We start from the raw sequence: 26648 nt of genomic DNA, 5'->3' as shown, positions 1-26648 counted from the left end.
TTTTATGCAACTCGACAATGACAAGCAGCTCTGCATCAGCGATCCCTTGCAGGATTCGGAAGTACTCCTGCGGGCGATGGTTGAAAATCTGCCGAGTGGAGCTGCGTTTGTGGTTGGCTCCGATCTACGCTATCGGCTTGCTGAAGGTGAAGCGCTCTCTGCTGCTGGTTTCAAACCCGAAGATCTGGTTGGGCATACCATTTTTGAGGTATTACCGCCTGACTTAGCTGCGAGCTATGAGGGGCTGTATCGTAAAGGGTTGGCAGGTGAGACATTTGAGCATGAGCACAATGCTCACGATCGCTTCTACATCTCACGGGGCACGCCTTTACGGTCTGCAAATGGTGAAGTCTACGCCGTGCTGACCGTCTCCTACGACATTACCGATCGCAAGCGTATCGAAGCTGAGCGCAAACAAGCCGAAGCCGCTGCTGCTGCCGATCTCGAAGACACGCAACGGCTACGCGAACTCAGTACCCGGCTGGTGGCTGAAGACGACATTCAAACGCTGTATCAAGAGATTGTAGCCACGGCGATCGCCCTCACCCGCGCCGATGCTGGATCAGTGCAGATTCTCGATGAAGCTACGCAAGATTGTCTGCTGCTGGCGGCTCAGGGCTTTGAGTAAACTATGATCGACCGTTTTTATCGCGTCAACGCGAGTTCAAACACCTCCTGCGGTATGACGCTGGCAACGGGCGATCGCACCTTCATTGACTTTGATGGGCCCCATAAAGACCTCGATGCCTCAGTACGATGGCACTTTGAGGCAGGCTATGTCTCGGCTCAGTCTACGCCGCTGATTTCGCGTTCCGGCAAAGTGATTGGGATGGTTTCGACCCATTGGCGCAAACACCACCGACCGAGCGATCGCGAACTGCGCTTTCTGGATTTGCTTGCCCGCCAAGCGGCTGACCTGATTGAGCAGCGGCAAGCCCAAGTCACCTTACGCGAATCGGAAGAAAAATATCGATTGTTGTTCAACGCCATTGATGAAGGATACTTTCTCATTGATGTAATTTTTGATGAAACTAATCAGCCCGTTGACCTCTTGTATCTGGAGGCAAATCAAGCTGCGATCGCCATGACTGGGCAAGATTTCACCGGACGACGGCTGAGCGAAATTAACCCGAATTATGAACTCTTTTGGTACGAAATCTTTGGTCGCGTTGCCCGCACCGGCAAAGGTGAGCGATTAGAGCGATATGCCAAGCCGGATCAAAAATGGTATGACTTCTACGTGGTTAAAGTCGGTAATGCCAGCGCTCGCCGCATTGCCGTCGTCTTTCAAGACATCACCGAGCGCAAACAGGCAGAAGAAAAATTGCACCGAGCTGCCGAGATGGATGCCTTTCGGGTCAAGCTGTCGGATGCACTGCGATCGCTCACCAATCCGGTTGAAATTCAGGCAGTCGCCGCACGGGTGCTGGGCGAGCACCTCGGCGCGAATCAGGTACACTACGGCGAAACCATCGGCGAGTACGTGGTCATTAGTCAGGGGTACGGTAACGGACTTCCACCTATGGTCGGGCGCTTTCGCTTCATTGATTTTGGCGAACGACTCATAGCTGACTACCGGGCAGGTCGGATATCGCTATTGCGCGATGTGGTCAACGACCCCAACATTACCGAGTCCAAGCGACAAGTTATCACTGGAGCCGGTTTCCGCGCCTATGTCGCTGTGCCGCTCACTAAAGCAGAAGGATGGGTTGCCACCCTCGCCGTTCATAGTATCGCCCCCCACGGCTGGACGACCGATGAAGTAGAGTTGGTGCAGGAAACCGCCGAGTACACTTGGGCAGCGGTTGAACGTGCCCGCGCAGAAAAAGCCCTACGTGAATCGGAGATTCAACGGATTCAAGAACAATCTGCCCGTGAGCAAGAACGCCAACGCGCTGAAGCACTAACAGAACTCGATCGCGCCAAAACGATCTTCTTCAGCAACGTCAGCCACGAATTCCGTACTCCGCTCACCCTGATGCTGGCTCCCCTACAAGATGCCTTAAGCGATCGCACGCTCCCCTGCTCATCGAGAAGGCTTAGATCTGGCTCATCGCAGTAGTCTTCGCTTGCTGAAACTGGTGAATACGCTCCTCAACTTTTCTCGCATCGAAGCCGGACGGATGGAAGCCGTTTATGAACCAGTCGATTTGGCACAGTGCACAACTGAGCTAGCGAGTGTGTTTCGTTCTGCAATCGAGCGGGCAGGTTTGCGACTGATTGTCGATTGCCCACCTCTACCAGAACCTGTCTTTGTAGACCGGGAGATGTGGGAAAAAATTGTCCTCAACCTGCTCTCCAACGCCTTTAAGTTCACCTTTGAGGGCGAAATTACCTTATCCATCAGAGCGGAAGCAGGGGAAACGCTTCAGGCTTCGACTGCCAAAGTTGATAGTTTCACCTCAAAACTCCAAATGCCAGGCTCCAAACTTGAAACTCTGAGCTTGGAACTTGAAACTCCGAGCTTGGAGCCCGAAATTCCGAGCTTGGAACCCGAAACTTCGAACTTGGAACTCGAAACTTCGAACTTGGAACTTGAAACTTCGAACTTGGAACTCGAAACTCCGAGCTTGGAACTTGGAGTCTTGAGATCAGAGGTCAAATCATCACCCTCATTCCCTCGTGTTGTTTTGGAAGTGCGAGATACAGGCGTTGGTATCTTGCTGGATGACCTGCCTCATCTGTTTGAGCGGTTCTATCAGGTGCGAGGCACCCAAGCACGAACCCATGAAGGATCAGGAATTGGTCTAGCCCTGGTAAATGAACTCGTTCGACTACATGGCGGCACCATCAACGTGAGCAGCACTGTAGGGCAGGGAACTTGCTTTACGATCGCCCTCTTCTTTGGCACAGAACATTTGCCCAGCGATCGCCTTCAACCTGAAGGCGATCGTATTCAGCCAACCCGTACCCTAGCATCAACCGCGATTGATGCAGCCCTTTGTGTCAAAGCAGCAGAGCAGTGGGCTCCTCTGGGGTCCACCGAGACGCAGAGATACGGAGACACGGAGAATTCTACTGTTTCTCCCACTCCGCGCCTCCCTCTTCCCGCGTTCTCCTGGTGGATGACAACGCCGATATGCGAGAGTACCTGACCCGAGTACTCAGCAAACATGTTCAAGTAGAAGCCGTGGCAAATGGAGGAGCGGCACTGGCAGCCGCTCAAGCGCAAGTGCCCGATCTAATCGTGAGTGATGTGATGATGCCAGAGCTAGACGGCTTTGGGTTACTTCAGGCATTGCGGGCAGACCCACGCACGAGAGAAGTTCTGATCATCTTGCTGTCGGCGCGTGCCGGAGAAGAAGCGATCGTGGAAGGACTGGAAGCTGGGGCAGACGATTACCTGATCAAACCCTCTTCGGCGCAAGAACTGGTGTCTCGCGTCAATGCCCATCTTCAGATGGCACAACTGCGTGGGGAAGCGCTTAATCAAGCAAGAACCACCATTCGCAGAAAGGATGAACTGCTATCCACGGTTTCCCACGAACTCAACACTCCCCTGGTCTCGATTTTGGGCTGGACGCGCCTGCTGAGAACTAATCCCCCCAGTCCGGCCATATTAACCAAAGCGCTAGACACGATCGAGCGCAACGCGACGCTGCAAGCCAAACTCGTGCAAGATTTGCTAGATATTTCTCGAATCACCACAGGCAAGCTGCGGTTGCAGCTTCAACCCGTCGAACTAACAGCTGTGATTGAGATGGCGATCGCCTCTATCCATCATCTCACTGAAGCCAAAGGGATTGATTTGGTGAGTTGGGGCAAAGGTCAAGGTCAAACGGTTGATGCTGTGGTGATGGGAGATAGCGATCGCCTTCAGCAAGTCATCTGCAATCTCCTGACCAACGCGATTAAGTTTACGCCAGAAAGTGGGCAGGTCGAGGTTCAACTCATCACTCATGCCATTTCGCAGTCCGCAAACTACGCCGAAATCCGTGTCACCGATACAGGCATTGGGATTGCTGCTGATTTTCTGCCTCATGTCTTCGATCGCTTCCGTCAAGCCAGAGATTCTGATTCAGAGAATGGGCTGGGATTGGGACTGGCGATCGCCCACCACTTAGTCGAACTTCACAACGGGACAATTCACGCCGAAAGTGCAGGAGAAGGAAAGGGCACAACCCTGATTGTCCGCTTGCCGCTGCTAACATCAATGCCCGTTGAGCAATCGACAGGACCATCATGATTTGATGAAAGATACTCCCCTATCCGCAACAGATTTGATCTGCTCTCCTGTACCTTTTCTCTGCCATTTGACAGGGGCTTTGTTTTTGGGAAATTCCTACGATCTTTGTGTGGAAAAACACATTTTCATTTCTCCTTAATTTCACTTTTCTTTGATTTTGCCTTAATAATATGAGCTTCCTTTCGATTGAAGAACTGAAAGAACTGGTTGACCAGCCGCAAGGATTGTGTGTATCGATCTACATGCCCACTGTGCAGCTTGGTTCTGAAACTCAGCAAAACTCTGTTCGCTTTAAGAATCTAATTCGACAGGCGCAAGCAGAGTTAGAAAAATATGAATCGCCACCTCTCGATCCAGGTGAATTTCTTCAGCCTGCGATCGCTTTGGATACGGATGAATTTTGGCAGCATCAGGACGCGGGTTTAGCTCTGTTCGTCTCAGAGGGATTTTTCCGCTTCTATCGCGTGCCGCTCGAAATGATTGAACTGGTGGTCGTGAGCAATCGCTTTCATCTCAAACCATTAATTCCGCTGTTGGGCGGAGATAACCGCTTCTACATTCTCACGCTTGGTCAGCGCGATGTCCGTCTTGTGGAAGCTAATCGCTACAGCATTACCCGTGAGGTTGAAATCGAAGGCTTGCCAAAAGACATGGATGAAGCCTTGCAGTATGACGAAACATCAAAAGATCAACAGCGGCGGCAGGAGGGTGGTGCAGGTCGTGCAGGCTTACAAGGTGGCGGCTCATATCACGGACAAGGAGCCGACCGCGAAAACGTGAAGGAGGATTTGCTGCAATATTTTCACTTAGTGGATAAAGCGCTGCACGATTTCTTCCGTAACCGTCGTTCTCCGCTTGTTCTGGCTGGCGTTAACTATTTGCTGCCAATTTATCAGGAGGCAAATACCTACAATTTTATTGTGGAAGAAGGCATTCAACACAACGTCAAAGAGCGATCGGCGGAAGAGCTTCATGCGGAAGCTTGGGCGATCGTGGGTCCGCAGTTTGAAGCAGACCAGCAAAAGGCGATCGATTACTATCATGAGTCGATTGCGAATGGTAAAGGATCAAACGACTTGAATGAAGTGATTCAAGGTGCGTTTTATGGTCGTGTAGAACAGCTTTTTGTTCCAGTTGGGGTGCAGAAATGGGGGCATTTTGATCCGGACTCAATGCAGCTTGAAATGCACAATGAGACTCAACCGGGTGATGAAGATTTGCTCAATGCAGCAGCTATTCAAACGGTTCTTCATGGTGGAACGGTGTATGCCGTTGAGCCAGAAGGAGTGCCAGATGAAGCACCCGTTGCGGCGGTGTTTCGCTACTAATTGCGCTTTATAGAGCGACACGTCAATTTCTGTGAGGGCGCACCGCGGTGCGCCCCTACCCACGTCCGCGACATCTTCAAATCAATAGAACAAAAAAGAGGACGGAGCTTTAGCTCCATCCTCTTTTTATCGACTTCGTGAAGATGAGGGTGTGACCGTAACAAGTCGAGTGCTTGAGTCGATCGCCACTTTTGCCAGTCCAAATTGCTCAATCACCCAGGCATTGGTGATCAGATGAGTACTGATTTCTGCCACTCGGTATTGGCTGGGTTCCGAAGCTAAGGCGGCTGGCAGGAGGAGTTGATCCGCTAAATGAATATCAACGGGTGCTCCATTTTCGTGGAACGCTAGAAGTTCCTGGGTGGCGATCGCAGCAACTTCTTCGGCAGGTAATCCGATTTTTCCAACTGCCCCAAAGCCTGTCCGGGTATGCTCATACTCTGCCATCAAAAAGATGCCCGTTCCAGGTCCAACGCCTCGTTCTCGTTGGGGTTGTACCTGAGCTTTTAACTGCGCTTGCCCCAACAAATTCTGTGCTCTGTTTGCCATCCGTTGAGGAATGTGGGATGGCAGCTCTGTGGCGATCGCCAATCCTTTAACCTGATGCAAGTCTCCCCGCTCCAGCAGGTGAATCGGCTGAAGTGAACCCACTCCATTACTTCCACTAACCTGCAAGTTCAACTCACCGCCACCCCGTGGATACCAGCCCCAAGCTTTAAGTTTCACCGTTGCCTGTACACCCATCTGCTGCAAACAGGGCAAATACACCTGTTCAATGTAAGGAGCGGGTGGACTCCAGGGAATAAAAGTGCCTCCTCTCAAAGTCACGATCGACTCCCCTTGAGTAAGTGCCAGGGGCAGCAAAACCGTTTGTAGAATTAGGGTTACGGCTCCGGCTGATCCAGTTCCTACCGTTTGGGCAACGTCAAAGGTGTATTGTCCCGCTTGAATGGGTCGGGTGGGAGTAAATTCTATCTGGGTTGAACCAACGCGATCGCCTGTAACTTTCGCTTGACAAAGCGTTGCGGCTGCTCGCACTCCAGTTAAATGTTGGATTGCCAATCCTGGCTTTTCCCGTTTTGCTCGGATGCAATTGATCCGAATCGCTCGCCCGGTAATCGCCGCTAAACTCAGGCTGGTGCGAAGGATTTGCCCTCCCCCTTCTCCATAGGAACCGTCGATATGTAGCATCTTAAATATCCAGAATCACTTGTGCCCTCCAACCCGAATCTGTTTTTTCGAGTTGAAACTGATGGAGCGTGACAGCTTTGACATCCACTCGCTGATGATGGCGATCGCGATCTAACCTTTCTCCTTGAGTCATGGCTGTCAGATGATAAATAGATTCCTTTTGGGCAATTTCCACCTGTTGCGCTCGGAGCAATAACAACTCACTGTCTTTGTAATAAACAAACTCCTGTAAGAAGTTAAACAGGAGTAAATCCAGTTCATCATTTTCTAGTTGAAATGTGCGCGCTTCAGTGAGTGCGATCGCTTCGAGATTATCAATCATCGTGTTAATTACAGCATCTCCTGCCGCTCTGAATACTTCCTCCAAATCGTCTCCCCAGGCATGGAAGGCAATGTCAGCCGTAGCGATATCTTCAAGGAATTCGTAGGGCATAGCACTTACTTCTGCTCACAAGATTGGAGGCGATCGCAAATTTCAGGTTTTTGTTGGGTGACGTGTTTGCCGATGAAAACAAGTTCTGTGGAGGAGGGTTCAAAGAGTTCTAAGTCCCAACGTCCAGCAACAAAATTGAACAGGTGAGTGCCTTCAGGAAATTGCACAAACCCCTTGGCTCGATAGATATCAGAACTGAGAGAATCGGCAAATTCAGTAAAACAGGTGCGATCGTAAACTGCCTGTGAGGTGTAACTGAAGGACTCAAATTCAGGTTGATGGTGATGATGGGGCGATGGCTGTAAGCGCTCTCGACCAATCCCAAATAACAAATCGGGGTCGATCTGACAGCGAATCGTGGAAATGATCGAGGCAATTTCATTCAGACTCTGAAGCTTGTCCGTAATCGTTGCCAATTCCTGTTCAGAAACGAGATCCACCTTGTTGAGCAGCAAGATATCTGCGGACTCAATCTGGATGCGACTGGTATGTCCCACTTGGGGATACTTCACCAATCCATCCGCATCAATGACGGTGATAACGCCATCTAACCGAACCTGGGGCAAACTTTCTTGAATATCAAACACCAGAGCATCAGGTTCTGCCACCCCAGTGGTTTCGACGACAAGATAGTCTGGATTCACCGTTGCGATAATTTCATCAACCGCCGCTTCAAATTCACCCAGCAGCGAACAACAGACACAGCCGCCACCCAAATCTGCCATCTCTACATTCTTGCCCTGTAGAATTTTAGTGTCGATCGCAATTTCGCCAAACTCATTCATTAGAATGGCAATCTTGCGCGGTACCACCGTCAGAATGTGCCGCAGCAGTGTGGTCTTGCCGCTACCCAGCGGTCCTGTAAGAACAGTCAGTGGTGTACGTCCTGGCATCCCTCACCCCTTCACATTGCCGATCGGGGTTAGCCTGACCACCCGCCGACTGATGCCTGCCAACTCTGCCGCTTCGATTACCTCATCGACATCCTTGTAAGCGCCTCCTGCTTCTTCTGCCAATCCTGCATTGGAGGTACTGCGAACATAGATGCCCTTTTGCTGCATTTCTTTCTGAAGCTGCTGCCCCTGCCAAGTTTTGCGGGCTTTTGTGCGGCTCATTGTGCGTCCGCTGCCGTGGGCGGTGCTAAAAAAGGTTTGATCGCCTGTCGCGACGCCTGTAAGCAAGTATGATCCCGTTTCCATGCTGCCGCCAATGATCACGGGCTGACCGGTTTCTTGATAACGGTAGGGCAGATCACTCATGCCGGGACCAAAGGCGCGGGTGGCACCCTTGCGGTGAACAAGCAGCGATCGCTCCCTGCCATCCACGATATGTTTCTCTAACTTAGCGGTGTTGTGCGACACGTCGTAAACCATGTGCATTCCCAGATCTTCGGGCGATCGCTCAAACACTTGCGAAAACACCTCACGGATGCGGTGCAAAATCACTTGTCGATTGACAAACGACATATTGATGCCACATTTCATCGCCGAAAAGTATGCTTGTCCTTCGGGGGAATTAAAGGGGGCACAGGCTAATTCGCGATCGAGAATTTTGATGCCATACTTGCTGTCCATCACCTTGAGAAAGCTTTGTAGATAATCCGTTGCGACCTGATGCCCAAACCCACGGCTACCACAGTGAAACATCACTACCACCTGATCGGGACGGGTGATCCCCATCGCTTTGGCTAGATTCTTATCAAAAATATTTTCCCGTTTAGCAACCTGAATTTCTAAGTAATGATTACCCGAACCCAGCGTACCAATTTGATGAACGCCGCGATCGATCGCCTTTTCACTAATCTTTTTGGCATCGGCTCCCTTTAAACAGCCTTGCTCTTCGATTAACTCCAAATCCTCTTCCCAGCCATAGCCATTATGAATGCACCATTGAGCTCCCTGCTCTGCCACCTTACGGAACTCATTCCGGGAAAGTTTCACAAATCCAGTGCTGCCAACGCCTGCCGGAACCCGCTCATACAGCTTATCCACCAATTGTTTAATGTGCGGTTTGACCTCTTTGTAATCTAGATTGGTCGTCACTAGACGCATTCCACAGTTAATGTCAAATCCAATGCCACCAGGAGAAATGACGCCGCCCTGATCTACATCCATCGCTGCTACACCGCCGATCGGGAAGCCATAGCCAAAGTGTCCGTCGGGCATACACAAGGCATATTTGGTGATGCCGGGCAAAGTTGCGACATTGGTAATTTGGTCATAAACCGCATCATCCAATTCTCGAATCAATTTTTCAGTACCATAAATCCGCGCAGGTACCCGCATTCCATCCTTGTAAGAGACTGGAACCTCCCAAATGACATCCGAAATTTTGTTTAAGACATCGATAGGAGCCATGACTTTACCTCGTGAACTGCGCGAAGGATGTCTTCGACTTATGATTCATAGGGAACTGCGTCCAGTTTCTAAAGACACGGCAAAAAGAACCTCCCTCTATGGGTTTATCCATTGAGCGATTGTCACGAGTAGAGTTCGCACGGTTTCAGTAAGGTGTGACTGGGAGAATATTGACTTCTGCCACCACGGTTTCTACCCGGGTTACTGCACAGGGTTCAGCCCCTTGACAACTGCTGACACGCACTTGCCTATACTCCAAGCTGGCTCGTTGGTTCAGAAAGCGGTCTTGCTCCGCGCAAACATCAAAGGTGGCTCCGACATTCTCATATCGATCGCCTTCATCATCCACAATAGTGAGATAACACAGCACATCGTCACTCGCTACACTTTCAACTGTACCGACGGTTGGGTGCTCCTCTGAGTGAGGGGTTTGAGCAACAGCAGGAACAACAGAACCAAGAATCAAGGCAAAGAATAACGAAACACCAAAATTTAGACGCTGCATGGTTAGATGCCCCTATTAAATTGAATACGGTTGAAAAGGTAGATGCGATCGCACAACATAAACGAACTTACCAGCCAAGCAGACGACTAACCAGAAGGCAGTGAAGCCCACACGGCAACTAGCAAAGCCAATACCAGCAGATAAGCGAGTGGTACGAGGCTGACTTTGAAGGCGATCGCTGTTCTCCGAATTTTAGCCATCACCAGAGTCATGACAAGAGATACAAAATAAACCAATGGGTAACTGATAGACCCAATCAGGACGCTCTTAGCAACTACCGTCAATAGTGGTTCATTGTCCGTCCAAGGAGCAGCAAGGCTAATTGATACACCGATAAATACACCTGGATATATCAATAATGGCAACCCTCCAGCAATTAGGGAAAGCGCTATTCTGAAACGAACTGCTCTGCTACTTCGTAGCCGGTAATTTGAAATTCTTTGAGACATAGATGCAACCTACTGTTCCGAGTGTATAGGTAAGGCTCCGGGTAGACCAATTGCTACTTGTGTTTGGATAAACTCACTGTATGAAATTGGCTCTGGCTTGTCGTCCCCTCAGAGTTGGCACTTTTATTAAACAAGTGATCAATCGTGAATCCATCTTGCAACGGGTTCTGAATGCCAACTTTAGTTGGCATTCAGAACCCACCATAAGCACAAGTTGCAAACTGACAATACTCTTCTTCAACACTTAATGCAGTGGCATTGCACAAATTGAGAATGATGCGGAAAGTCCTAATATGCAAATCGCCCACTGTAGGGGCACGGCAATGCCGTGCCCCTACGAAAATCATTCGTTAAATGGGCAACCCCTAATGCAGTTGCCCCCAATTGTATCAATCTCAGCAGAATCCGGAAGATTAAAGTGAAGTTGATTAGTATTAGCCGCTACATTGGATAAGCTGATGTGCCAAGTTCCTATCTATCGTGTAGCTACTCGTCTCGTGAAATGCTACTGGATTTTTTTTGTTATCCGCTAATCTTTCAGAGGCGATCGCCTCTTGAATATTAAGAAGGTGAAGTATTATTGCTTCCACACCCGCTCTAAAACATGTCACCTATCGTAGGGATAGAAATAATCAGTATGCTGTTAATCTGATCCTGCTCGAAAGCCCACCTGATTGCCCTTTCCATACCTAATATGAACAAAAGCCGAACCTAGCCCTCTACTTCTATCCTAAGCACAAAAAAGAGAATGAGTATTACGATCGCTGGCTACGAGTTGCTCGAAGTTTTATATGAAGGAGTCACGACCTGCGTTTATCGAGCTAGGACGGCGTCTAAAAGCGATCTGGAACCAAATTCTGTCATTATCAAAACCCTAAAAGCCGAGTATCCGACCCTTGATCAATTGACTCGGTTGAGACACGAATATCAGATTCTTCAAGACTTAGATATCGTGGGAATTGCTAAACCATTAGGCTTAGAAAACTACCGCAATGGACTAGCCTTGATTCTGTCTGATTTTGACGGAGAATTGCTGGCTAAATTGATTGATTCGCAGTTCTCCAACGGGGTTGTCGCTACGCGACAGGTCAAGATAAACAATTTTTTACAAATTGCAATTCATTTAGCTTCAATTCTGGTGCAGCTTCATCAGCAGAACGTTATTCACAAAGATATCAAGCCCCAGAATATTCTCTTTAATGAAGAAACGGGCGAAGTCAGGCTGATTGATTTCGGTATTGCGACCCGTCTATCTAGAGAAAATTTAACGATTACTAACGTTAATGTTCTCGAAGGCACGCTTTCATATATGTCTCCCGAACAGACGGGGAGAATGAACCGTTCAATTGATTACCGCACTGATTTTTATTCATTAGGCGTTACTTTTTATGAGATGTTGACGGGGCAGATGCCATTTCAGGCGACCGATGCTCTGGAAATCATTCATTGCCACATTGCTAAAACACCGCTCTCGCCTCATTCGGTCAATTCAGACATTCCAGAGGTAGTGTCCGATATTGTGATGAAGTTACTCGCCAAGACGGCAGAAGACCGTTATCAAAGTGCATTAGGACTAAAGGCTGACTTAGAAACTTGTCTAGAGATGCTGCAATCTTCTGGTGCGATCGCTCCCTTTAAAGTGGGAGAATTCGACCTATTTAGCCAATTTTCGATTCCAGAGAAGCTATATGGGCGCGATCGCGAAGTTAGTTTGTTAATGGATACCTTCGCTCGCGTCAGTGCTGGCAAAACTGAAGCCATATTAGTAAAGGGTTACTCTGGCATCGGTAAAACATCGTTAGTCAATGAGATCCGTAAACCCATTGTTGGAGCGAGAGGATACTTCATCCCTGGTAAATTTGACCAGTTTCAACGCAATATTCCTTACTCTGCAATTATCACTGCCTTTCAATCATTAGTGAAACAACTTTTAACTGAAAGTGAAACCCGACTCACGCAGTGGCGAACCAAACTTTTAGCGGCTCTGGGCAACAATGGTCAAGTCATTATTAATGTTGTTCCAGATGTAGAGTTGATTATTGGCAAGCAACCTGCTGCTCCTGACCTAGCACCTACAGAAGCACAGAACCGATTTAATCTCGTTTTTCAAAACTTTATCCGAGTCTTCTGCTCAGCAGAACATCCTCTAGTCTTGTTTCTAGACGATTTGCAGTGGGCTGATTCTGCCACGCTAAAGCTGCTGGATGTGATCTTGATGGACGTAGAAACAGGCTATTTATGCTTGATTGGAGCCTATCGAGATAACGAGGTTAACCCAAGCCATCCCTTAGTCATGGCTTTAAACGCTCTACGATCTAAAGCCGTTGTCATTCATGAAGTTAATTTAGCTCCCTTAGCCCTCGTAGATATTAGTAATCTTATTGCTGACACGCTGCATAATGATGATTCTGTTCAACCATTGGCTGAACTAATCATCCGCAAAACATCAGGTAACCCATTCTTTGTCAATCAGTTTCTCAAAACGCTACATCAAGAAAACCTTTTGTCTTTTGAAACTCCAGCTAGTGGAGACAAAGCTTATTGGCAATGGGATATTACACAGATTGAAGCGATCGACATTACAGACAATGTCATTGAATTGATGATTCAGAAGTTACGAAAACTACCTGAATCAACTCAGCACGTCTTGCAGTTAGCGGCTTGTGTGGGTAGTGCGTTTGACTTGCAGACGCTTTCCACAATTTACGGGCGATCGCCAGTCCATACTTATCAAGATCTTTTGCCAGCGATTGAAGAAGGTTTAGTCTTACCTATCTCTGAGCTAACCCTTACACAAAATTTGACTGATACGCATCCAGTCAACCTAGAATCTAGATTTCTGCATGACCGAGTGCAACAGGCAGCATACGCCTTGATTGGCAATAGTTCTAAGCAAGCGACTCACTTGCAGATTGGTCGTTTGCTTCGACAAAACATGTCACCCGAAACATTATCAGAAAAGATATTTGAGATTGTCGATCATCTCAACTTAGGAATCGAGCTCGTTACAGATACAGCAGAACGAACCGAAGTCGCCCAACTTAATTTAATAGCTGGACAGAAAGCCAAAGCAGCAATGGCTTGTGCGGTGGCTACAAAATATTTACAAACAGGGATGCACTTCCTCGCAGAAGATAGCTGGACTCATCAGTACGAACTTACGTTAGCACTGCATACCGAAGCGGCAGAGTCAGCCCATTTAAGTGGTGACTTTAAAGCAATGCAGAGATTCATCGACCCCGTACAAAATCATGGTAACAGCCTATTAGACAAATTAAAGGTTTATGAAATCCAGATTCAAACTCATGTACTGCAAAACAAGCTGCTAGATGCAGTGAATACAGCATTACAGGCCCTAAAGCTATTGGGGGTAAATTTTCCCGAACAGCCAACTCCATCTGATATTGGGCAAGCACTTTCAGAAACTGCGGCAATTTTGAACGGCAAGCGAATTGAGGATTTAGTTGATCTACCTCAAATGAGCGACCCCTATCAATTGGCAGCTATTAGACTTTTAGCGAGTATCTTTGCTCCTGCTTATATTGCGGCTCCTACCCTATTGCCGTTGACGCTATGTAAACAGGTAGATTTATCCGTTCAATATGGCAATGCTTCCGTTTCTCCGATGGCTTATGCCAATTATGGACTTCTGCTGTGCGGAGTTGTGGGAGATATTGATTCGGGCTATCAGTTTGGACAACTCGCGTTAAATCTGCTGTTAACATTAAACGCTCAAGAAATTATCACCAAAACAACCGTCATCGTTAATATATTTATTCGTCCCTGGAAAGAGCATCTGAGACAAACCTTAGAGCCTTTGCTATCAGCCTACTCTAGCGGAATGGAGACAGGAGATTTAGAATTTGGGGCTTTTGGACTGTTAGTGTATTCCTATTTTTCTTACTACAGCGGCAAAGAACTGAATGCCCTTGAAAAAGAGATGGCAGTCAATAGAGAGGCAATTGATAAAATCAAGCAAAAAACAGCGCTTAATTATCATGAGATTTATTGGCAGTCTGCCTTGAATTTGTTAGGAAAAAGCGAAAATCCTTGCTGTCTTCAGGGTGAAGCGTTTGACGAGCAGATCAGATTGCCACTACACGAGCAAGCAAACGACAAAGCAGCGATCGCCTACATTTATTTGAACAAACTTCTACTCTGCTATTGGTTTGAAAATTACTCAGAAGCAATTGAACATGCTGCAACTGAAGAGAAGTATTTGGATGCAGTGGTCGCGACCCCTCACATTCCTCTCTTCCATTTCTATGATTCTTTAGCAAAACTGGCGGTTTACTCTGATGCTTCACAGTTAGAGCAACAGGGCATTCTGGATAGCGTAAAAGCTAATCAAGAAAAAATGCAAAGATGGGCACATTTTGCGCCAATGAACCATCTTCATAAATTTCATCTCGTTGAGGCAGAAAGGCATCGAGTTTTAGGCGAAGAAGTAGAAGCAATGGAACGGTATGACCAAGCCATTGCTCTTGCTAAAGAAAACGAATATGTGAACGAAGAAGCACTGGCTTATGAACTGGCTGCTAAATTTTATTTAAGCTGGGGAAAAGAAGCGATCGCTCAACTCTACCTGCAAAAAGCACATTACGCGTATCAGGTATGGGGCGCTCAACGCAAGGTTGAGCATTTAGAAGAGAAGTATCCCCAACTACTAGACAGAACAACCTATAGTAGAAGCAATACAGATCATCAAACAACTGTCTCTACTCACAATCATTCTGAAACTGGCACTAGCTTAGATTTAACAACCGTGATGAAAGCCGCTCAGGCATTTTCGGGTGAAATCGTTTTAAGCAAGCTGCTAAACAAGTTGATGCAAATTGTGCTTGAAAATGCAGGAGCAGAAACTGGAATATTAATTCTGGAAAAAGCTGAAAGACTTTTCATTGAAGCAACGGGACATGTTAATCAGAATGAGATTGTTATACAGCAATCTATTGCTGTAGAAATGAATCGATCCTTGCCGCAATCAATCATCAACTATGTCCGGCAAACCCAGGAAAATGTTGTTTTAAAGGATGCGATCCGTGAGGGAATTTTTACGACAGACGACTACATTCTGAATCACCAACCCAGATCCATTTTGTGTACGCCAATTGTGCATCAAGGCAAGCTGATTGGCATTCTTTATTTGGAAAATAATTTAACAACAGGTGCTTTCACGGCAGAGCGAGTAGAAGTTTTACAGCTTTTATCGTCACAAGCTGCTATTTCAATCGAGAATGCCCGTCTTTATCAAGATTTAGCTGCCGCCAATGCTGATTTGAAGCGATCGCACGAACAGTTAGCCGACTATAGCAAAACCCTAGAAGCAAAAGTAAAAGAACGCACCGTACAGCTTCAGCACGAAGTACGCGATCGCCAACGCGCCGAAGAAATTGCTCAGTCTGCCAATCGAGCCAAAAGCGAATTTCTGGCAAATATGAGCCACGAACTGCGTACCCCACTTAACGGCATTTTGGGATACACCCAGATTTGCCAAAAAGACCGAGCCTTATCGGAACAGCAAAAGAATCGCATTTCAATCATCCATCACTGTGGAGAACACCTACTCACGCTGATTAATGATGTTTTAGATCTTTCTAAAATTGAAGCTCGCAGAATGGAACTGTATCCGAGAGAGTTTCATCTTGCTGACTTCCTGCAAAGCATTGTAGAAATTTGTAGAATTAAAGCTGAACAAAAAGGAATTTCCATAACTTATCAATCGCGCTCTCCCCTGCCCAAAGTCATTCGAGCAGATGACAAACGCCTACGTCAAGTTTTGCTGAATCTGCTGGGCAATGCTGTCAAGTTTACCGAAACGGGGGCGATCGCCTTCACAGTGGGGTATCACGAGCAAAAAATTCGCTTTCAAGTTGAGGACTCCGGCATTGGCATTGCCTCCAATCATCTAAGTGAGATTTTTAAGCCGTTCCAACAGGTGGGTGAAGACAGCCGTAAGACAGAAGGAACAGGGTTAGGGTTAGCCATCAGCGGTCAACTGGTTGAGATGATGGGCGGAACGCTTCAGGTCAAGAGTACCCTGGGAATAGGCAGTACCTTTTGGTTTGATCTAGACTTGCCGACCGCTGATGCATTGATGGAGGCTGCTCATGCTTCAAAGCGCACAATTATTGGAGTCAAAGGTGACAAGCCCAAGATTTTAATCGTAGATGACAAACCCACCAACCGCTCTGTCCTGATTAATCTCTTAGAACCCATCGGGTTTGACGTGCTAGATGCTGTGGATGGACAAGACGGACTCAACAAAGCACAGTCCTTTCAGCCCCATGTCATCCTGATTGACTTAGTCATGCCCAAGTTAGACGGTTTTGAGGCAACCCGTCGACTTAGAGCCATGCCAGCCCTGAAAGACGTTATTGTGATCGCAGTCTCAGCCAGCGTTTTTGAATTCGATCACCAACAGAGCCTCCAGGTTGGCTGCAACGACTTTCTGGCAAAACCGATTCAAGAAGATAATTTGCTTCAGAAATTGCAAGAACACCTGAAACTGGAGTGGATTTACGAGAATGAGAGTGAAGTCGGGGAATCCTCGAAGAATGTAGACAACCAGGACAGCCAGGTGAGTTTTCCAACTTCTGACCTCTCAATCCCGCCCGCAGAAGAAATCGCTATTTTTCTGGACCTAGCAATGCGAGGAGATTTGCGAGCCATCGCCAAACGAGCTACGCAGCTAGAGGAGGCAAACCAGCAGTGGAGTCCTTTTGCCGCTCACCTACGACAGCTTGCCAAGGGCTTTAAAGGACGGCAGATTCTGGAATTTTTACAGCAATTTTAAGAGGTTTTCATGGTTACAGGGACTGCGGAAGAAGGTGTGATTTTGATCGTGGATGATACCCCCACGAATCTAGATGTGCTGCTCGATTTACTAGAGGCTGCTGGGTTCAAAGTGGTGGTGGCTGAAGATGGGGAAAGAGCGATCGCTCTGGCAGAATATGCCCCACCTGATTTGATTTTGCTAGACATCCTTATGCCCGGTATAGACGGGTTTGAAACCTGCCGTCGGCTCAAAAGCAAGCCAGCTACCCAGGAAATTCCAATTATTTTTCTGACCGCGGTTAGCGATAACGACGACAAGGTCAAAGGCTTAAATCTTGGAGCAGTTGATTACATCACTAAACCGCTCAACCACGAAGAGGTTCTAGCGCGAGTCAACACTCACGTTCGACTGCAAAATTTAGCCAAGCGGCTAACAGAACAGAATGAGCGGCTAGAAAAGGAAATCCAACAGCGTCAGCAGCTAGAAGCAGAACGCGAGCAAGCATTTAAAGCACTACAGCGTAGTGAAGCTCGATTTAGACATTTAATCGAGTCCAACGTGATTGGGGTGATTTTTAGCATGGCTGATGGCAGGATTACAGATGCCAATGACGCCTTCCTCCAAATCATTGGATACAGTCGCGCTGACCTACAGGCTGGAAAGATCAATTGGCAGACCCTTACGCCTCCAGAATATGATTATCTCAATCAGGCAGCAATAGCAGAACTAGCCAGTTCTGGAGCGTTTAGTGCCTTTGAGAAAGAATATTTCCGCAAGGATGGACACCGCATTCCTGTGATGATCGGCGGGGCTTTGCTGGATGAATCTGAAGAGGCGATCGTTAGCTTTGTGCTTGATTTGACACAGTACAAGCAAGCAGAAGACAAGATCCGGGAACAGGCAGCTCTACTCAACATCACAACAGATGCCATCCTGGTACGAGACTTAAACAACAAAATTAAGTATTGGAATAAGGGAGCAGAGCAAGTCTACGAATGGAAGGCTGAAGAGGTCATCAACCAGGACGCAAATCGGCTCTTGTATCGGTTAGACTCGCTTGACCAACTTGAAACGGCTCAAAGAGGCTTAATGGAGTGTGGTACCTGGCAAGGCGAATTGCATCAGGTGAATAAACAGGGCAAAGAAATCATCGTCGCTAGCCGTTGGACATTAATGCGCGATGCCCAGGGGCAACCCAAATCTGTTTTGACGGTTAATACAGACATCACTGAGAAGAAACAGCTCGAGAGCCAATTCCTGCGAACGCAACGGCTCGAAAGTTTGGGTACGCTTGCAGGTGGTATTGCTCATGATCTCAACAACATTCTGACGCCCATTTTAAGTACGGCACAGCTGTTGCAGTTGAAGTTTCCCAATGCCGACGAGCAAAGTAAGCATTTGCTTAAAATCGTTGAAACCAACACCAAACGTGGGGCAGCTCTAGTCAAGCAAGTGCTTCAGTTTGCTCGCGGTGTCGAGGGTAAGCGGACAATCGTGCAGGTAAAGCACCTAGTCCACGAGATTGAGCAGATTGCTGAAAAGACATTTCCTAAATCTATTGAGTTGTCGACTAATGTGGAGCCAGAGCTTTGGTTAGTGTCTGGAGACGCGACCCACCTGCATCAGGTGCTGATGAATCTAGTCGTCAATGCGCGTGATGCGATGCCTCACGGCGGCACACTCACCATTTCTGCCAAAAACCTGTTTATAGATGAACACTATGCCCGCATGAATCTTGACGCATCCGTTGGTTCTTATATTGGGCTGAGCGTCAAAGATACCGGAACCGGAATGTCAACCGAAATCGTAGACAGAATTTTTGAACCGTTTTTCACCACGAAAGAGATTGGGAAAGGGACAGGGTTAGGACTTTCTACGGTAAGAGGTATTGTCAAGAGTCACAGAGGGTTCATCGAGGTATTGAGCAAAGTGGGCGAAGGAACTGAATTTAGAGTGTTTTTACCAGCGGTCGAAGCCTCCGTTTCTCCCCGAGTAGAGCCCGCTGCCTCATCCAACGGGAATGCAGAATGGATTCTCGTGGTGGACGATGAAACGGCAGTTTTAGAAACAATCAAAGTTTCGCTAGAAGCCTATAACTATCATGTGCTGACAGCCAATGATGGGATTGAAGCAATTGCACTTTGCGCTCAACACAAACACAGAATTGCTGTTGCGCTGGTCGATATGATGATGCCCTCTATGGATGGCATCACAACCATTCAAACTCTCCTAAAAATTGATCCGCAGATCAAGGCGATCGCCATCAGTGGATTTGTGTCTAACGGTAAGTTGAGAGAGGCTAGCGGAATCAAAGGTTTTGTTGTAAAGCCTTACACCATTCAAGAGCTGCTGCAAACATTGCAGGCTGTATTAGAACAGCCCGTTCAACCAGGATTTCAACCCAATATCAATATCAATTCCCTCTAAGGCTATTTCTCAACGATTTCCCAAAGGTGCGTAACCTCAGCTTTAGCGTAGATAGACATCAGTTCAAATCCTTGTTGGGTCTGGAGCGTTTCACGAAATCTGTAAGACGCATCAAACAAGAAGCGCTCTCCCGGATAGGCAGGAATTCGAGGAATCTCGGGTGGGAAAACCAGTAGCATGGGAGTATCTGGCTGTAAATAGCGGCTGGTAGCAAGCAGCGCAATGGGGTCAGCATCACTAATGAGCAAAGGTCGATTGGATCCATTTAGAATGTCGGCGACTGGTAGATAATGTCCGCTGCGATCGCGGCTTTTTGTCCACCAAACATCTGCCTGCGCACTAAGGGAATTGCCAATCACACCCAATGTAATAAGGATTGCCAAAAATGCTTTTGCAATTCTGCGTTGGCGCACCTTCTCACCATTCAGCTGGGTTGCGATCAGATAGGAAACGGCAAGCTGAACTCCTAAACAGCATGGAGTTGCATATCGCATTAGAGTAGAGCGTCGACCTCCCAGAATGACGTCTGGTAAGAGCAAGGTGAGCGCAGTCACTCCAGTTAAACTAAGCACAAATAGCCAAACTGACCTGGGTGTTTTGCGGCAAAGAAAGTAAAAGGAATAGGCTGTCAAAACCACAAACAGGACATTCAACGAACCTTGTTCATGGTCAAGAAAAATTCGGTTGAAATTGAGAAACCACTTGTCTATTAGCGATGAAAAAGTCAAACCCCGGCGGGAACCTGCTGTGATGTCGTGAATTTTAAAAAACCCTGAAATGACAACGATTAACCAGGGTGTAAAAGACAAAATTCCAGCCCCCGAAGCGAGCAGGTAAGGCTTAAATGCTTTATCACGCAGATTTTTGCTTAGCAGAACATAAATACCGTGACTCACGCTCACCAACACCGCTAAGAGGTGAGCATAAAGCCCCAATGCAATGGTGATTGCGTAAAGCCCCCAGTTCACGGCTTTCCCCAGCCGAATTGCTTTGAGCAGGGCTGCACTAGATAGCAGAATTGTGACGGTCCAGAGGCTATATTCTCTCGCTTCCTGAGAGTACAGCACGTGGAAGGGGGAGATCGCAATGACTGCCATTGCGATTAATCCAACCTGAGCAGAACCAAACAGTTCCAGGCACAGCCAGTAGGCGCAGGGAAGTGCCAAAACGCCAATTACCGCAGTCAGGCTTCTCATGGCAGCAACCGAACTACCAAACCAGCTTGCCCACAGCCGCGCCATCAGATAGTAGAGGGGTGGATGCTCGGCGTTTCCGGCGAGGGCGGTGAGGGTATCGCCCAGGTCTTTTTCGGAGCTGGGCTGCTGGAATTGCTGAAGCTGCTCAGCAGTAATAATCTCACCGTCAAATGCTTTTTGAACCAGTTCTGTCTCGGTGTGACCAAAGATTCGCAAAGAGGTGAGCGTTTCGTCATGCCAGTAGACTTTGCGGTCGAGGTTAACAAAGCGAAAAAAGATGCCGAGAACCAGCACAATCGCGATGAAGACGTGTAACCCGGTTAAATGTTTCCTCAAACGCCATATTGATTTGCTGTTCATACTCAAAGCGGTTTCTCAGCAGGTTCGATCTTTCACAGAAGCTTACAATATTTCAGGCTGATTCAGTTGCAGGGGTGGACGATGGTTCACCCTACAATCAGATGTGATCAACCTGTACCTTCCTTATCGCTGCTATTCTAATGGCTCGTCTACATCACTTGTTTATGTCTGAAACGGCTCATAAATCTGGGTCTCAGCTAAAGTTTTGGTTTGGCTTTAGTTTAGCTTTCGCGGCAATTTATGGCATTTTGGGGCTTCAGCAGGCGTTTGGCAGTGAGTATGTGGTGCAGGATGATGCTCGTCAACATGTTTTTTGGATGCAGCGGTTCATGGATGCAGCGCTGTTTCCAGAAGACTTGATTGCTGACTATTTTCAGTCTGCTGTACCCGTTGGCTACACCAGTTTGTATCGTTTGGGAGCTTTGCTGGGCATTGACCCGATGATTTTTAATAAGCTGCTGCCGATCGCCCTCAGTCTAATCACGACGGGCTTTGTGTTTGGCATCAGTCTGCAGATTTTGCCGATTCCGGTGACGGGTTTTCTAACGACGCTGCTGCTGAATCAAAACGTGTGGATGAAGGACGATCTGTCCTCTGCAACCCCTAGAGCCTTTCTGTATCCGCTATTTGCAGCTTTTCTGTATTTTTTGCTGCGGCGATCGCTCCTCCCGATGCTGGGGACGATCGCCCTTCAGGGATTGTTTTACCCGCAATGTGTCCTAATCTCAGCCGGAATTCTCTGCCTCCAACCGCTTCAGTGGAACCAGGGGAAACCAGGCTTTTCTAAGGTTCGGTCAGACTATGGATTTTGTCTAGCAGGTCTGGCTGTAGCGGTACTGGTGCTATTGCCATTTGCGCTGCAATCGTCAGAATTTGGCCCGACTATTACACCTGCTGAGGCGCGAGAATTGGCTGACTTTGGTGAGGATGGGCGATCGCGCTTCTTCATCAAAGATCCGTTTGAGTTTTGGCTGGTGGCAGAGCGCAGCGGTATTTTTCCGGCGCTGTGGGTGCCCCGATTGATGCTGAGCGGTTTACTATTGCCGCTCATCTGGCGCTTTCCCGATCGCTTTCCGCTGCTGCGACAGGTGACCAGTCAGGGGAAGCTACTGCCGCAGATCATTTTGGCATCAGTAGGTTTGTTTCTCATCGCGCATCTGCTGCTGTTTAAGCTTCAGCTACCCAGCCGCTATACTCAGCACAGCTTTCGCTTTGTCATGGCAATTGCAGCGGCGATCGCTATTACGGCAATTCTGGATGCTCTATTTCAGTGGGCAAATCAACCAGGCGATCGGGTTGCCTACAAAAAACTTCTAGCCGTGGGGCTTACTGCCCTGCTGAGCGGCGGACTGATTTTTTACCCCAGCCTGGTCGAAGAATTTCCTCAGCCTAACTACAAAGTCGGTGAAATTCCAGCCCTATATGAGTTTTTTCAGCAGCAGCCCAAAGATACGCTGATTGCTTCCTTGTCTAACGAAATTAACAACATTCCCTCCTTTGCTCAGCGATCAATTTTGGTCGGTCGGGAATATGCCATTCCCTATCAGCTTGGCTACTATCGCAAGTTTCGAGAGCGTGTTGTTGATTTAATTCGAGCGCAATACAGCTCCGATTTATCCGCTGTGAAGGCGTTTATTCAGCAATATGGAATTGACTTTTGGGTGCTGGAGCAAGATTCACTCACCGCCGAATATGTCGTAGACGAACGCTGGGTCAGGCAGCACGAAGAAGTTGCGGCAGAAGTAGTCACCACGATGCAGCAAGGCAACGTCCCTGCACTGAGCCGCGCATTAGAACAGTGTTCTGCCTTCGAAGTTGAAAATTTGATCGTGTTACAAGCTGACTGCCTTTTAGGATTGTCAGACTGAACTCACAGCCGTTTCCCCTTGGATAAACCACAAATCCCTGTAGGGGTCGTTCGCAAACGACCCCTACGCTATGGACCCATCGGAACATGGCTGTAATATTGCTTCTATACCTAGCTATATTCCGCCAAAGGTTTTGTCTGCAAAAGTTCCTGGCTCAGTGCCTGATGAATTTGCCCATTGGTTGCCAGAATTCGTCCTGAATTAATCACAAAAGGGCTTTCATCGTAAGCAGTCACCTGACCGCCCGCCTCTTCTACCAAGATGACTCCAGCAGCCATATCCCAGGGTGATAGTCCCCGTTCCCAGTAGCCATCCAACCGCCCACAGGCAATATACGCCAAGTCAATGGAGGCAGACCCACCACGCCGTACTCCCTGAGTTAAATGGGTCAGGTGGCAGAACTCAGCATAGTTATTGTCAGGGGTTTCGCGGCGATCGTAAGCAAAGCCTGTCACCAGTAGGCTTTTACCTAACTCAGCAGTTTTTGAAACAGAGATGGGGCGGCGGTTTCGGGTTGCTCCCAGTCCTTTTGCAGCCCGAAACAAATCCTCGTGAAATGGATCAAAGATTGCGCCAACTTGTGGAACTCCATCAATCAGCAAACCAACCGAAACGGAGCAAAAGGGATATTGGTGGGCATAGTTGGTGGTGCCATCCAGCGGGTCGATCGCCCACAGATACTCACTGGTCGCTTCTCCCAGTTGCCCTGACTCTTCCGCCAGGATGGGATGGTCGGGCAGATGCCGCTGCAACACTTCTAAAACAGCTACCTCTGACGCTTTGTCTGCCTCAGTCACCAGATCTCCGGGTCGTCCTTTTTCCTGAATTTCCTCCAGTTTCCCCCAGTAAGATTGCAAAACTGCTCCTCCTGCAAGAGCCGCTTCGGTTGCAATGTCGAGCAGGGTTTGGAGTTGGGCGGGGGAGTGGGGCATGGGATTTGGGGTTAGAGGTTGGGGAGGAGAGAAGATATTAACTGGGGCAGGAGATGGTTTCGTCTGGCGATCGCTGTTGTCGAAATTCACAGGGTAATTGTCGCATTGGCTGCTGCGGATTCCAAATGCCAACGCCTAAGAGTCGCGCTTTTTCTTGGGCACGAGTGAGGCGATCGCCATATTTGGGGTGGGGTGTCCCGACTGATAGCGCCAAACCGTCCTCAACTAACTGCTGGTTGACTAGTAGGTCATTCAGCCAGACATAGCCCCAAATTCGGTCATAGCCGTCTCGCGTTGCTACATCTGCCTCTAGCAAAACCGTCTGTCCCTCTACCAGTTCTGCCAATCGTTCTCTCGCCTCAGTTCCCCAAGGTTCCTGCTCTGGATGGGGCGCATCAATTCCTATCAGTCGAACTTCCTGATTGAGAACTGTTTGTCCGGTCGGGTCTAAAACCTCAATAGTTTGTCCACTAACGGCTCGCGACACCTGCACCACTGTGCCTTGAGGCTTAATAGATGCTTGACAGCCGATGAGCAACAGACAGCAAAGAAGCAGGAGAAATTCCCTAATCTTCATCCAACGGTAAACCTGCCCGAACCCGTCCTTTGCCAAAATAGCGACCAAACTGAAGCTCATACACCTCGTCTTCATTTTGAGTCTCTACCTCCAGATCCGAGCGAGGATAGCTGACACATAACAGCGCATAGCCAGAATCCTTTAGCTTGGGAGAAAGCCCCATTGCTTCAGGCTGGTGAATTTCACCAGAGAGTACTCGCACCGCACAGGCTGTGCAAGCTCCATTGCGGCACGAAAAAGGCAATTGCACGCCCTGCTCCTCAGCAGTTTGCAAAATATAGCGATCTTCAGGAACCTGTACCGTGTGATAGGTTTCTGTCTGGCTATTGTGAATCCGGACAGTATAAGAGCGAATCATGGATCTCGATAACCAGAAAAACACACAACCTCTGTATGATAAAGCGCTCTGCGCCCAACAAAGCATCACTTTAAGAGCTACCGTTCACGCACGAGGTCTAATATAAGACTGGGTTTGCTATTTTTAATAAAGCTTAAAGTCGTAAAATCAGACGTTTTGGATCAGCTATTGAACGACTCAACCGATCAACCCGCTCAAGCCAAGCGTCGCTGTGTCTTGGTTTGTCAGCACCGCTCTTGCCTGCGAAGTGGCTCGGCTGATGTGTTGGCTGCCTTTCAAGCTGCTGCAACTCCTGGCGTATTTGTCAGCGCTAGCGATTGCATGGGGCAGTGCGGTTCTGGCCCAACGGTGAAGGTTGCTCCTGACAACACCTGGTATTGCCGGGTTAAGCCCACCGATGTGCCTGTGATCATTGAGCACCACTTGCAGTCGGACAAACCTGTAGAAGCATTGCTGCATCCCCGGTTTCATCCTCGGATGGACGCTTTCTCACCCCAAGATTAAAAAAGCAGGAGCGGAATGCACCCCTGCTTCAAATTTAATAAAACTTATATTCTAAACTTCGCCGTGTGCCTCATCGTTCTTGCTGGGTGACGAGTTGTAGAGTGCATCAAGCTGCTCACGCGCATCTTCGACTGTAAAGGAGCGCATCACTAAGAATGGCTCATTCACAATGTTTCCAGCCTCATCCAACAGTTCTGGGTGGGGCACAGAACGCACTCGCCCATATCCTACTTGAGGCTGACCCGTTGAGTTGGGTGAAAATCGACCTTGCGGAGCATAAGAACGCTGAGACTCAATGCCAAGCGTCATTAGATTGCGAATCAAATTGCCAACCGCTAGAAACGCTAAAACTGTAAAGGCAAGAATGTAAATTAGATGTAACATAACCGCTCTCCTTTAGACCGACTGCTCACCGGAACAAAATACTCTTACTAAAACGCGCTCTTGGTAGTTACAGAACCTGAAGCCATGCAGACGACTAAATCGACTGCAACAAAAGTACCTATCTAACTTGTAGGGTATTCAGCTAATCTAAGCATCCATATTTTCTCAGATTTTTTGCCTCAACCATAGGCTTAGGAACCTAATCAACCGGATTTTCTAAGCGAAATTGAATGGCAACCTGCCAGCACTCCGTAACCAACTGATGCCAAGGCATTAATACCGAAGTTTCTACCCCAACCTGGTTGTCGGTTGCTTTCATCAACATTTGAGCAGTGCTAACCTGCTGCTGGGCTTGTTTGACTCGCTCCAACAGGGCTGCCTGCTTCTCGTCACCCAAAAAGTTGATGGTTTGGGATTCGAGTAAAGTGCGCGATCGCCCAAACCAATACTGAAAATCTTCCAGCAGAGGCTCCAACAAAGTCTTGAGCAGCTCAGGCTCAGGCACATTGAAATTAGAAGAGTTAAACATTGATTCAGATATAAAATTCTAGCTTAACTAAAATCTTAACTTAATTTACGTTTCGTAACAATTATTAGAAGGGAAGTAGGGGCTAGGGGCTGGGGGCTAGGGTTAAGAATAAGGATCAGCTTCTGCTCGCTAACTTTTCATCCTTCATCCTTCCTTGTCCCCCGTGTAAGATAGAGGCTGTAGAATACTCAACCCTATGACCTATGCGAACTAGCACAGCTTTAACCCCAAACCGAACTACGGAATTGCTGAACGACTCATTCTTTGACCGATTTTGTCCATTTGT

17 protein-coding genes and 1 pseudogene are annotated in these 26648 nt (G+C 48.0%); 6 read left to right on the top strand and 12 right to left on the bottom strand.

Annotation, left to right across the window (positions count from 1 at the left end):
* Positions 1 to 73: 73 nt before the first annotated feature.
* Positions 74 to 4186, top strand: a pseudogene (locus tag H6F88_RS34700) (ATP-binding protein); the annotation flags it as partial.
* A 170-nt stretch (positions 4187 to 4356) separates the two neighbouring features.
* On the top strand, positions 4357 to 5514 hold the full coding sequence (locus tag H6F88_RS27685) for a hypothetical protein (RefSeq protein WP_190646034.1): 1158 nt from the start codon (positions 4357 to 4359) through the stop codon (positions 5512 to 5514).
* 126 nt (positions 5515 to 5640) lie between these two features.
* Here the strand turns inward: H6F88_RS27685 and rtcA are convergent, their stop codons facing one another.
* From rtcA to H6F88_RS27655, 6 genes are all read right to left on the bottom strand, one after another.
* Positions 5641 to 6705: an RNA 3'-terminal phosphate cyclase gene (gene rtcA, locus H6F88_RS27680; RefSeq protein WP_190646033.1), complete on the bottom strand. Its 1065-nt coding sequence runs from the start codon at positions 6703 to 6705 to the stop codon at positions 5641 to 5643.
* 1 nt (position 6706) lies between these two features.
* Entirely contained in the window at positions 6707 to 7138 is a 432-nt protein-coding gene (locus H6F88_RS27675; RefSeq protein ID WP_190646032.1) for an archease, read from the bottom strand.
* Positions 7139 to 7143: 5 nt separating this feature from the next.
* A complete protein-coding gene (locus H6F88_RS27670; protein WP_190646031.1) occupies positions 7144 to 8031 on the bottom strand; it encodes a GTP-binding protein in 888 nt (295 codons plus the stop codon).
* Positions 8032 to 8034: 3 nt separating this feature from the next.
* The gene (locus tag H6F88_RS27665) at positions 8035 to 9495 is read right to left on the bottom strand and encodes an RtcB family protein (RefSeq protein WP_190646030.1); all 1461 of its coding nucleotides are present in this window, start codon (positions 9493 to 9495) and stop codon (positions 8035 to 8037) included.
* Between the two features lie 145 nt (positions 9496 to 9640).
* Positions 9641 to 10000, bottom strand: a complete 360-nt coding sequence (locus H6F88_RS27660) for a hypothetical protein (RefSeq protein WP_190646029.1) — start codon at positions 9998 to 10000, stop codon at positions 9641 to 9643.
* 86 nt (positions 10001 to 10086) lie between these two features.
* A complete protein-coding gene (locus H6F88_RS27655; RefSeq protein ID WP_190646028.1) occupies positions 10087 to 10365 on the bottom strand; it encodes a hypothetical protein in 279 nt (92 codons plus the stop codon).
* Positions 10366 to 11197: 832 nt separating this feature from the next.
* Here H6F88_RS27655 and H6F88_RS27650 point away from each other — a divergent pair.
* Together H6F88_RS27650 and H6F88_RS27645 are read left to right on the top strand one after the other, a co-directional pair.
* Positions 11198 to 17245: a hybrid sensor histidine kinase/response regulator gene (locus H6F88_RS27650; RefSeq protein ID WP_190646027.1), complete on the top strand. Its 6048-nt coding sequence runs from the start codon at positions 11198 to 11200 to the stop codon at positions 17243 to 17245.
* A gap of 9 nt (positions 17246 to 17254) precedes the next feature.
* Positions 17255 to 19654, top strand: coding sequence for a response regulator (locus H6F88_RS27645; protein WP_190646026.1), 2400 nt, complete (start codon positions 17255 to 17257; stop codon positions 19652 to 19654).
* Between the two features lie 2 nt (positions 19655 to 19656).
* Here H6F88_RS27645 and H6F88_RS27640 read toward each other — a convergent pair whose 3' ends face one another.
* Positions 19657 to 21210, bottom strand: coding sequence for a glycosyltransferase family 39 protein (locus tag H6F88_RS27640; protein ID WP_190646025.1), 1554 nt, complete (start codon positions 21208 to 21210; stop codon positions 19657 to 19659).
* Positions 21211 to 21350: 140 nt separating this feature from the next.
* Between H6F88_RS27640 and H6F88_RS27635 the strand changes: the two genes are divergently transcribed.
* A complete protein-coding gene (locus tag H6F88_RS27635; RefSeq protein WP_190646024.1) occupies positions 21351 to 23078 on the top strand; it encodes a hypothetical protein in 1728 nt (575 codons plus the stop codon).
* Between the two features lie 110 nt (positions 23079 to 23188).
* Here H6F88_RS27635 and H6F88_RS27630 read toward each other — a convergent pair whose 3' ends face one another.
* From H6F88_RS27630 to H6F88_RS27620, 3 genes are read right to left on the bottom strand one after another with little or no spacing between them, the layout of a single operon-like run.
* Positions 23189 to 24010 (bottom strand): inositol monophosphatase family protein, encoded by an 822-nt coding sequence (locus H6F88_RS27630; RefSeq protein ID WP_190646093.1) that lies wholly within the window; start codon positions 24008 to 24010, stop codon positions 23189 to 23191.
* Positions 24011 to 24047: 37 nt separating this feature from the next.
* Positions 24048 to 24587 carry a thermonuclease family protein gene (locus H6F88_RS27625; protein WP_190646092.1) on the bottom strand — a complete coding sequence of 180 codons (540 nt, stop codon included), beginning with the start codon at positions 24585 to 24587 and terminating at the stop codon, positions 24048 to 24050.
* A complete protein-coding gene (locus H6F88_RS27620; protein WP_190646023.1) occupies positions 24577 to 24945 on the bottom strand; it encodes a 2Fe-2S iron-sulfur cluster-binding protein in 369 nt (122 codons plus the stop codon). Before H6F88_RS27620 ends, H6F88_RS27625 begins: the two co-directional genes overlap by 11 nt.
* A gap of 156 nt (positions 24946 to 25101) precedes the next feature.
* Here H6F88_RS27620 and H6F88_RS27615 point away from each other — a divergent pair, with 156 nt between their 5' ends.
* Positions 25102 to 25449, top strand: coding sequence for a (2Fe-2S) ferredoxin domain-containing protein (locus H6F88_RS27615; RefSeq protein ID WP_242050742.1), 348 nt, complete (start codon positions 25102 to 25104; stop codon positions 25447 to 25449).
* 51 nt (positions 25450 to 25500) lie between these two features.
* On the opposite strand, the gene H6F88_RS27610 is transcribed toward H6F88_RS27615, so the two are convergent.
* Together H6F88_RS27610 and H6F88_RS27605 are read right to left on the bottom strand one after the other, a co-directional pair.
* Positions 25501 to 25833 carry a DUF2973 domain-containing protein gene (locus H6F88_RS27610; RefSeq protein ID WP_190646021.1) on the bottom strand — a complete coding sequence of 111 codons (333 nt, stop codon included), beginning with the start codon at positions 25831 to 25833 and terminating at the stop codon, positions 25501 to 25503.
* A 199-nt stretch (positions 25834 to 26032) separates the two neighbouring features.
* Positions 26033 to 26362, bottom strand: coding sequence for a DUF2605 domain-containing protein (locus H6F88_RS27605; protein ID WP_190646020.1), 330 nt, complete (start codon positions 26360 to 26362; stop codon positions 26033 to 26035).
* Between the last annotated feature and the right edge of the window lie 286 nt (positions 26363 to 26648).

This window comes from Oculatella sp. FACHB-28, from assembly GCF_014696015.1.
Classification (GTDB): Bacteria; Cyanobacteriota; Cyanobacteriia; order Elainellales; family Elainellaceae; genus JAAUTN01.
Note: the sequence above shows the minus strand (reverse complement) of the source record. Positions and strands in the feature narration are given on the sequence as shown.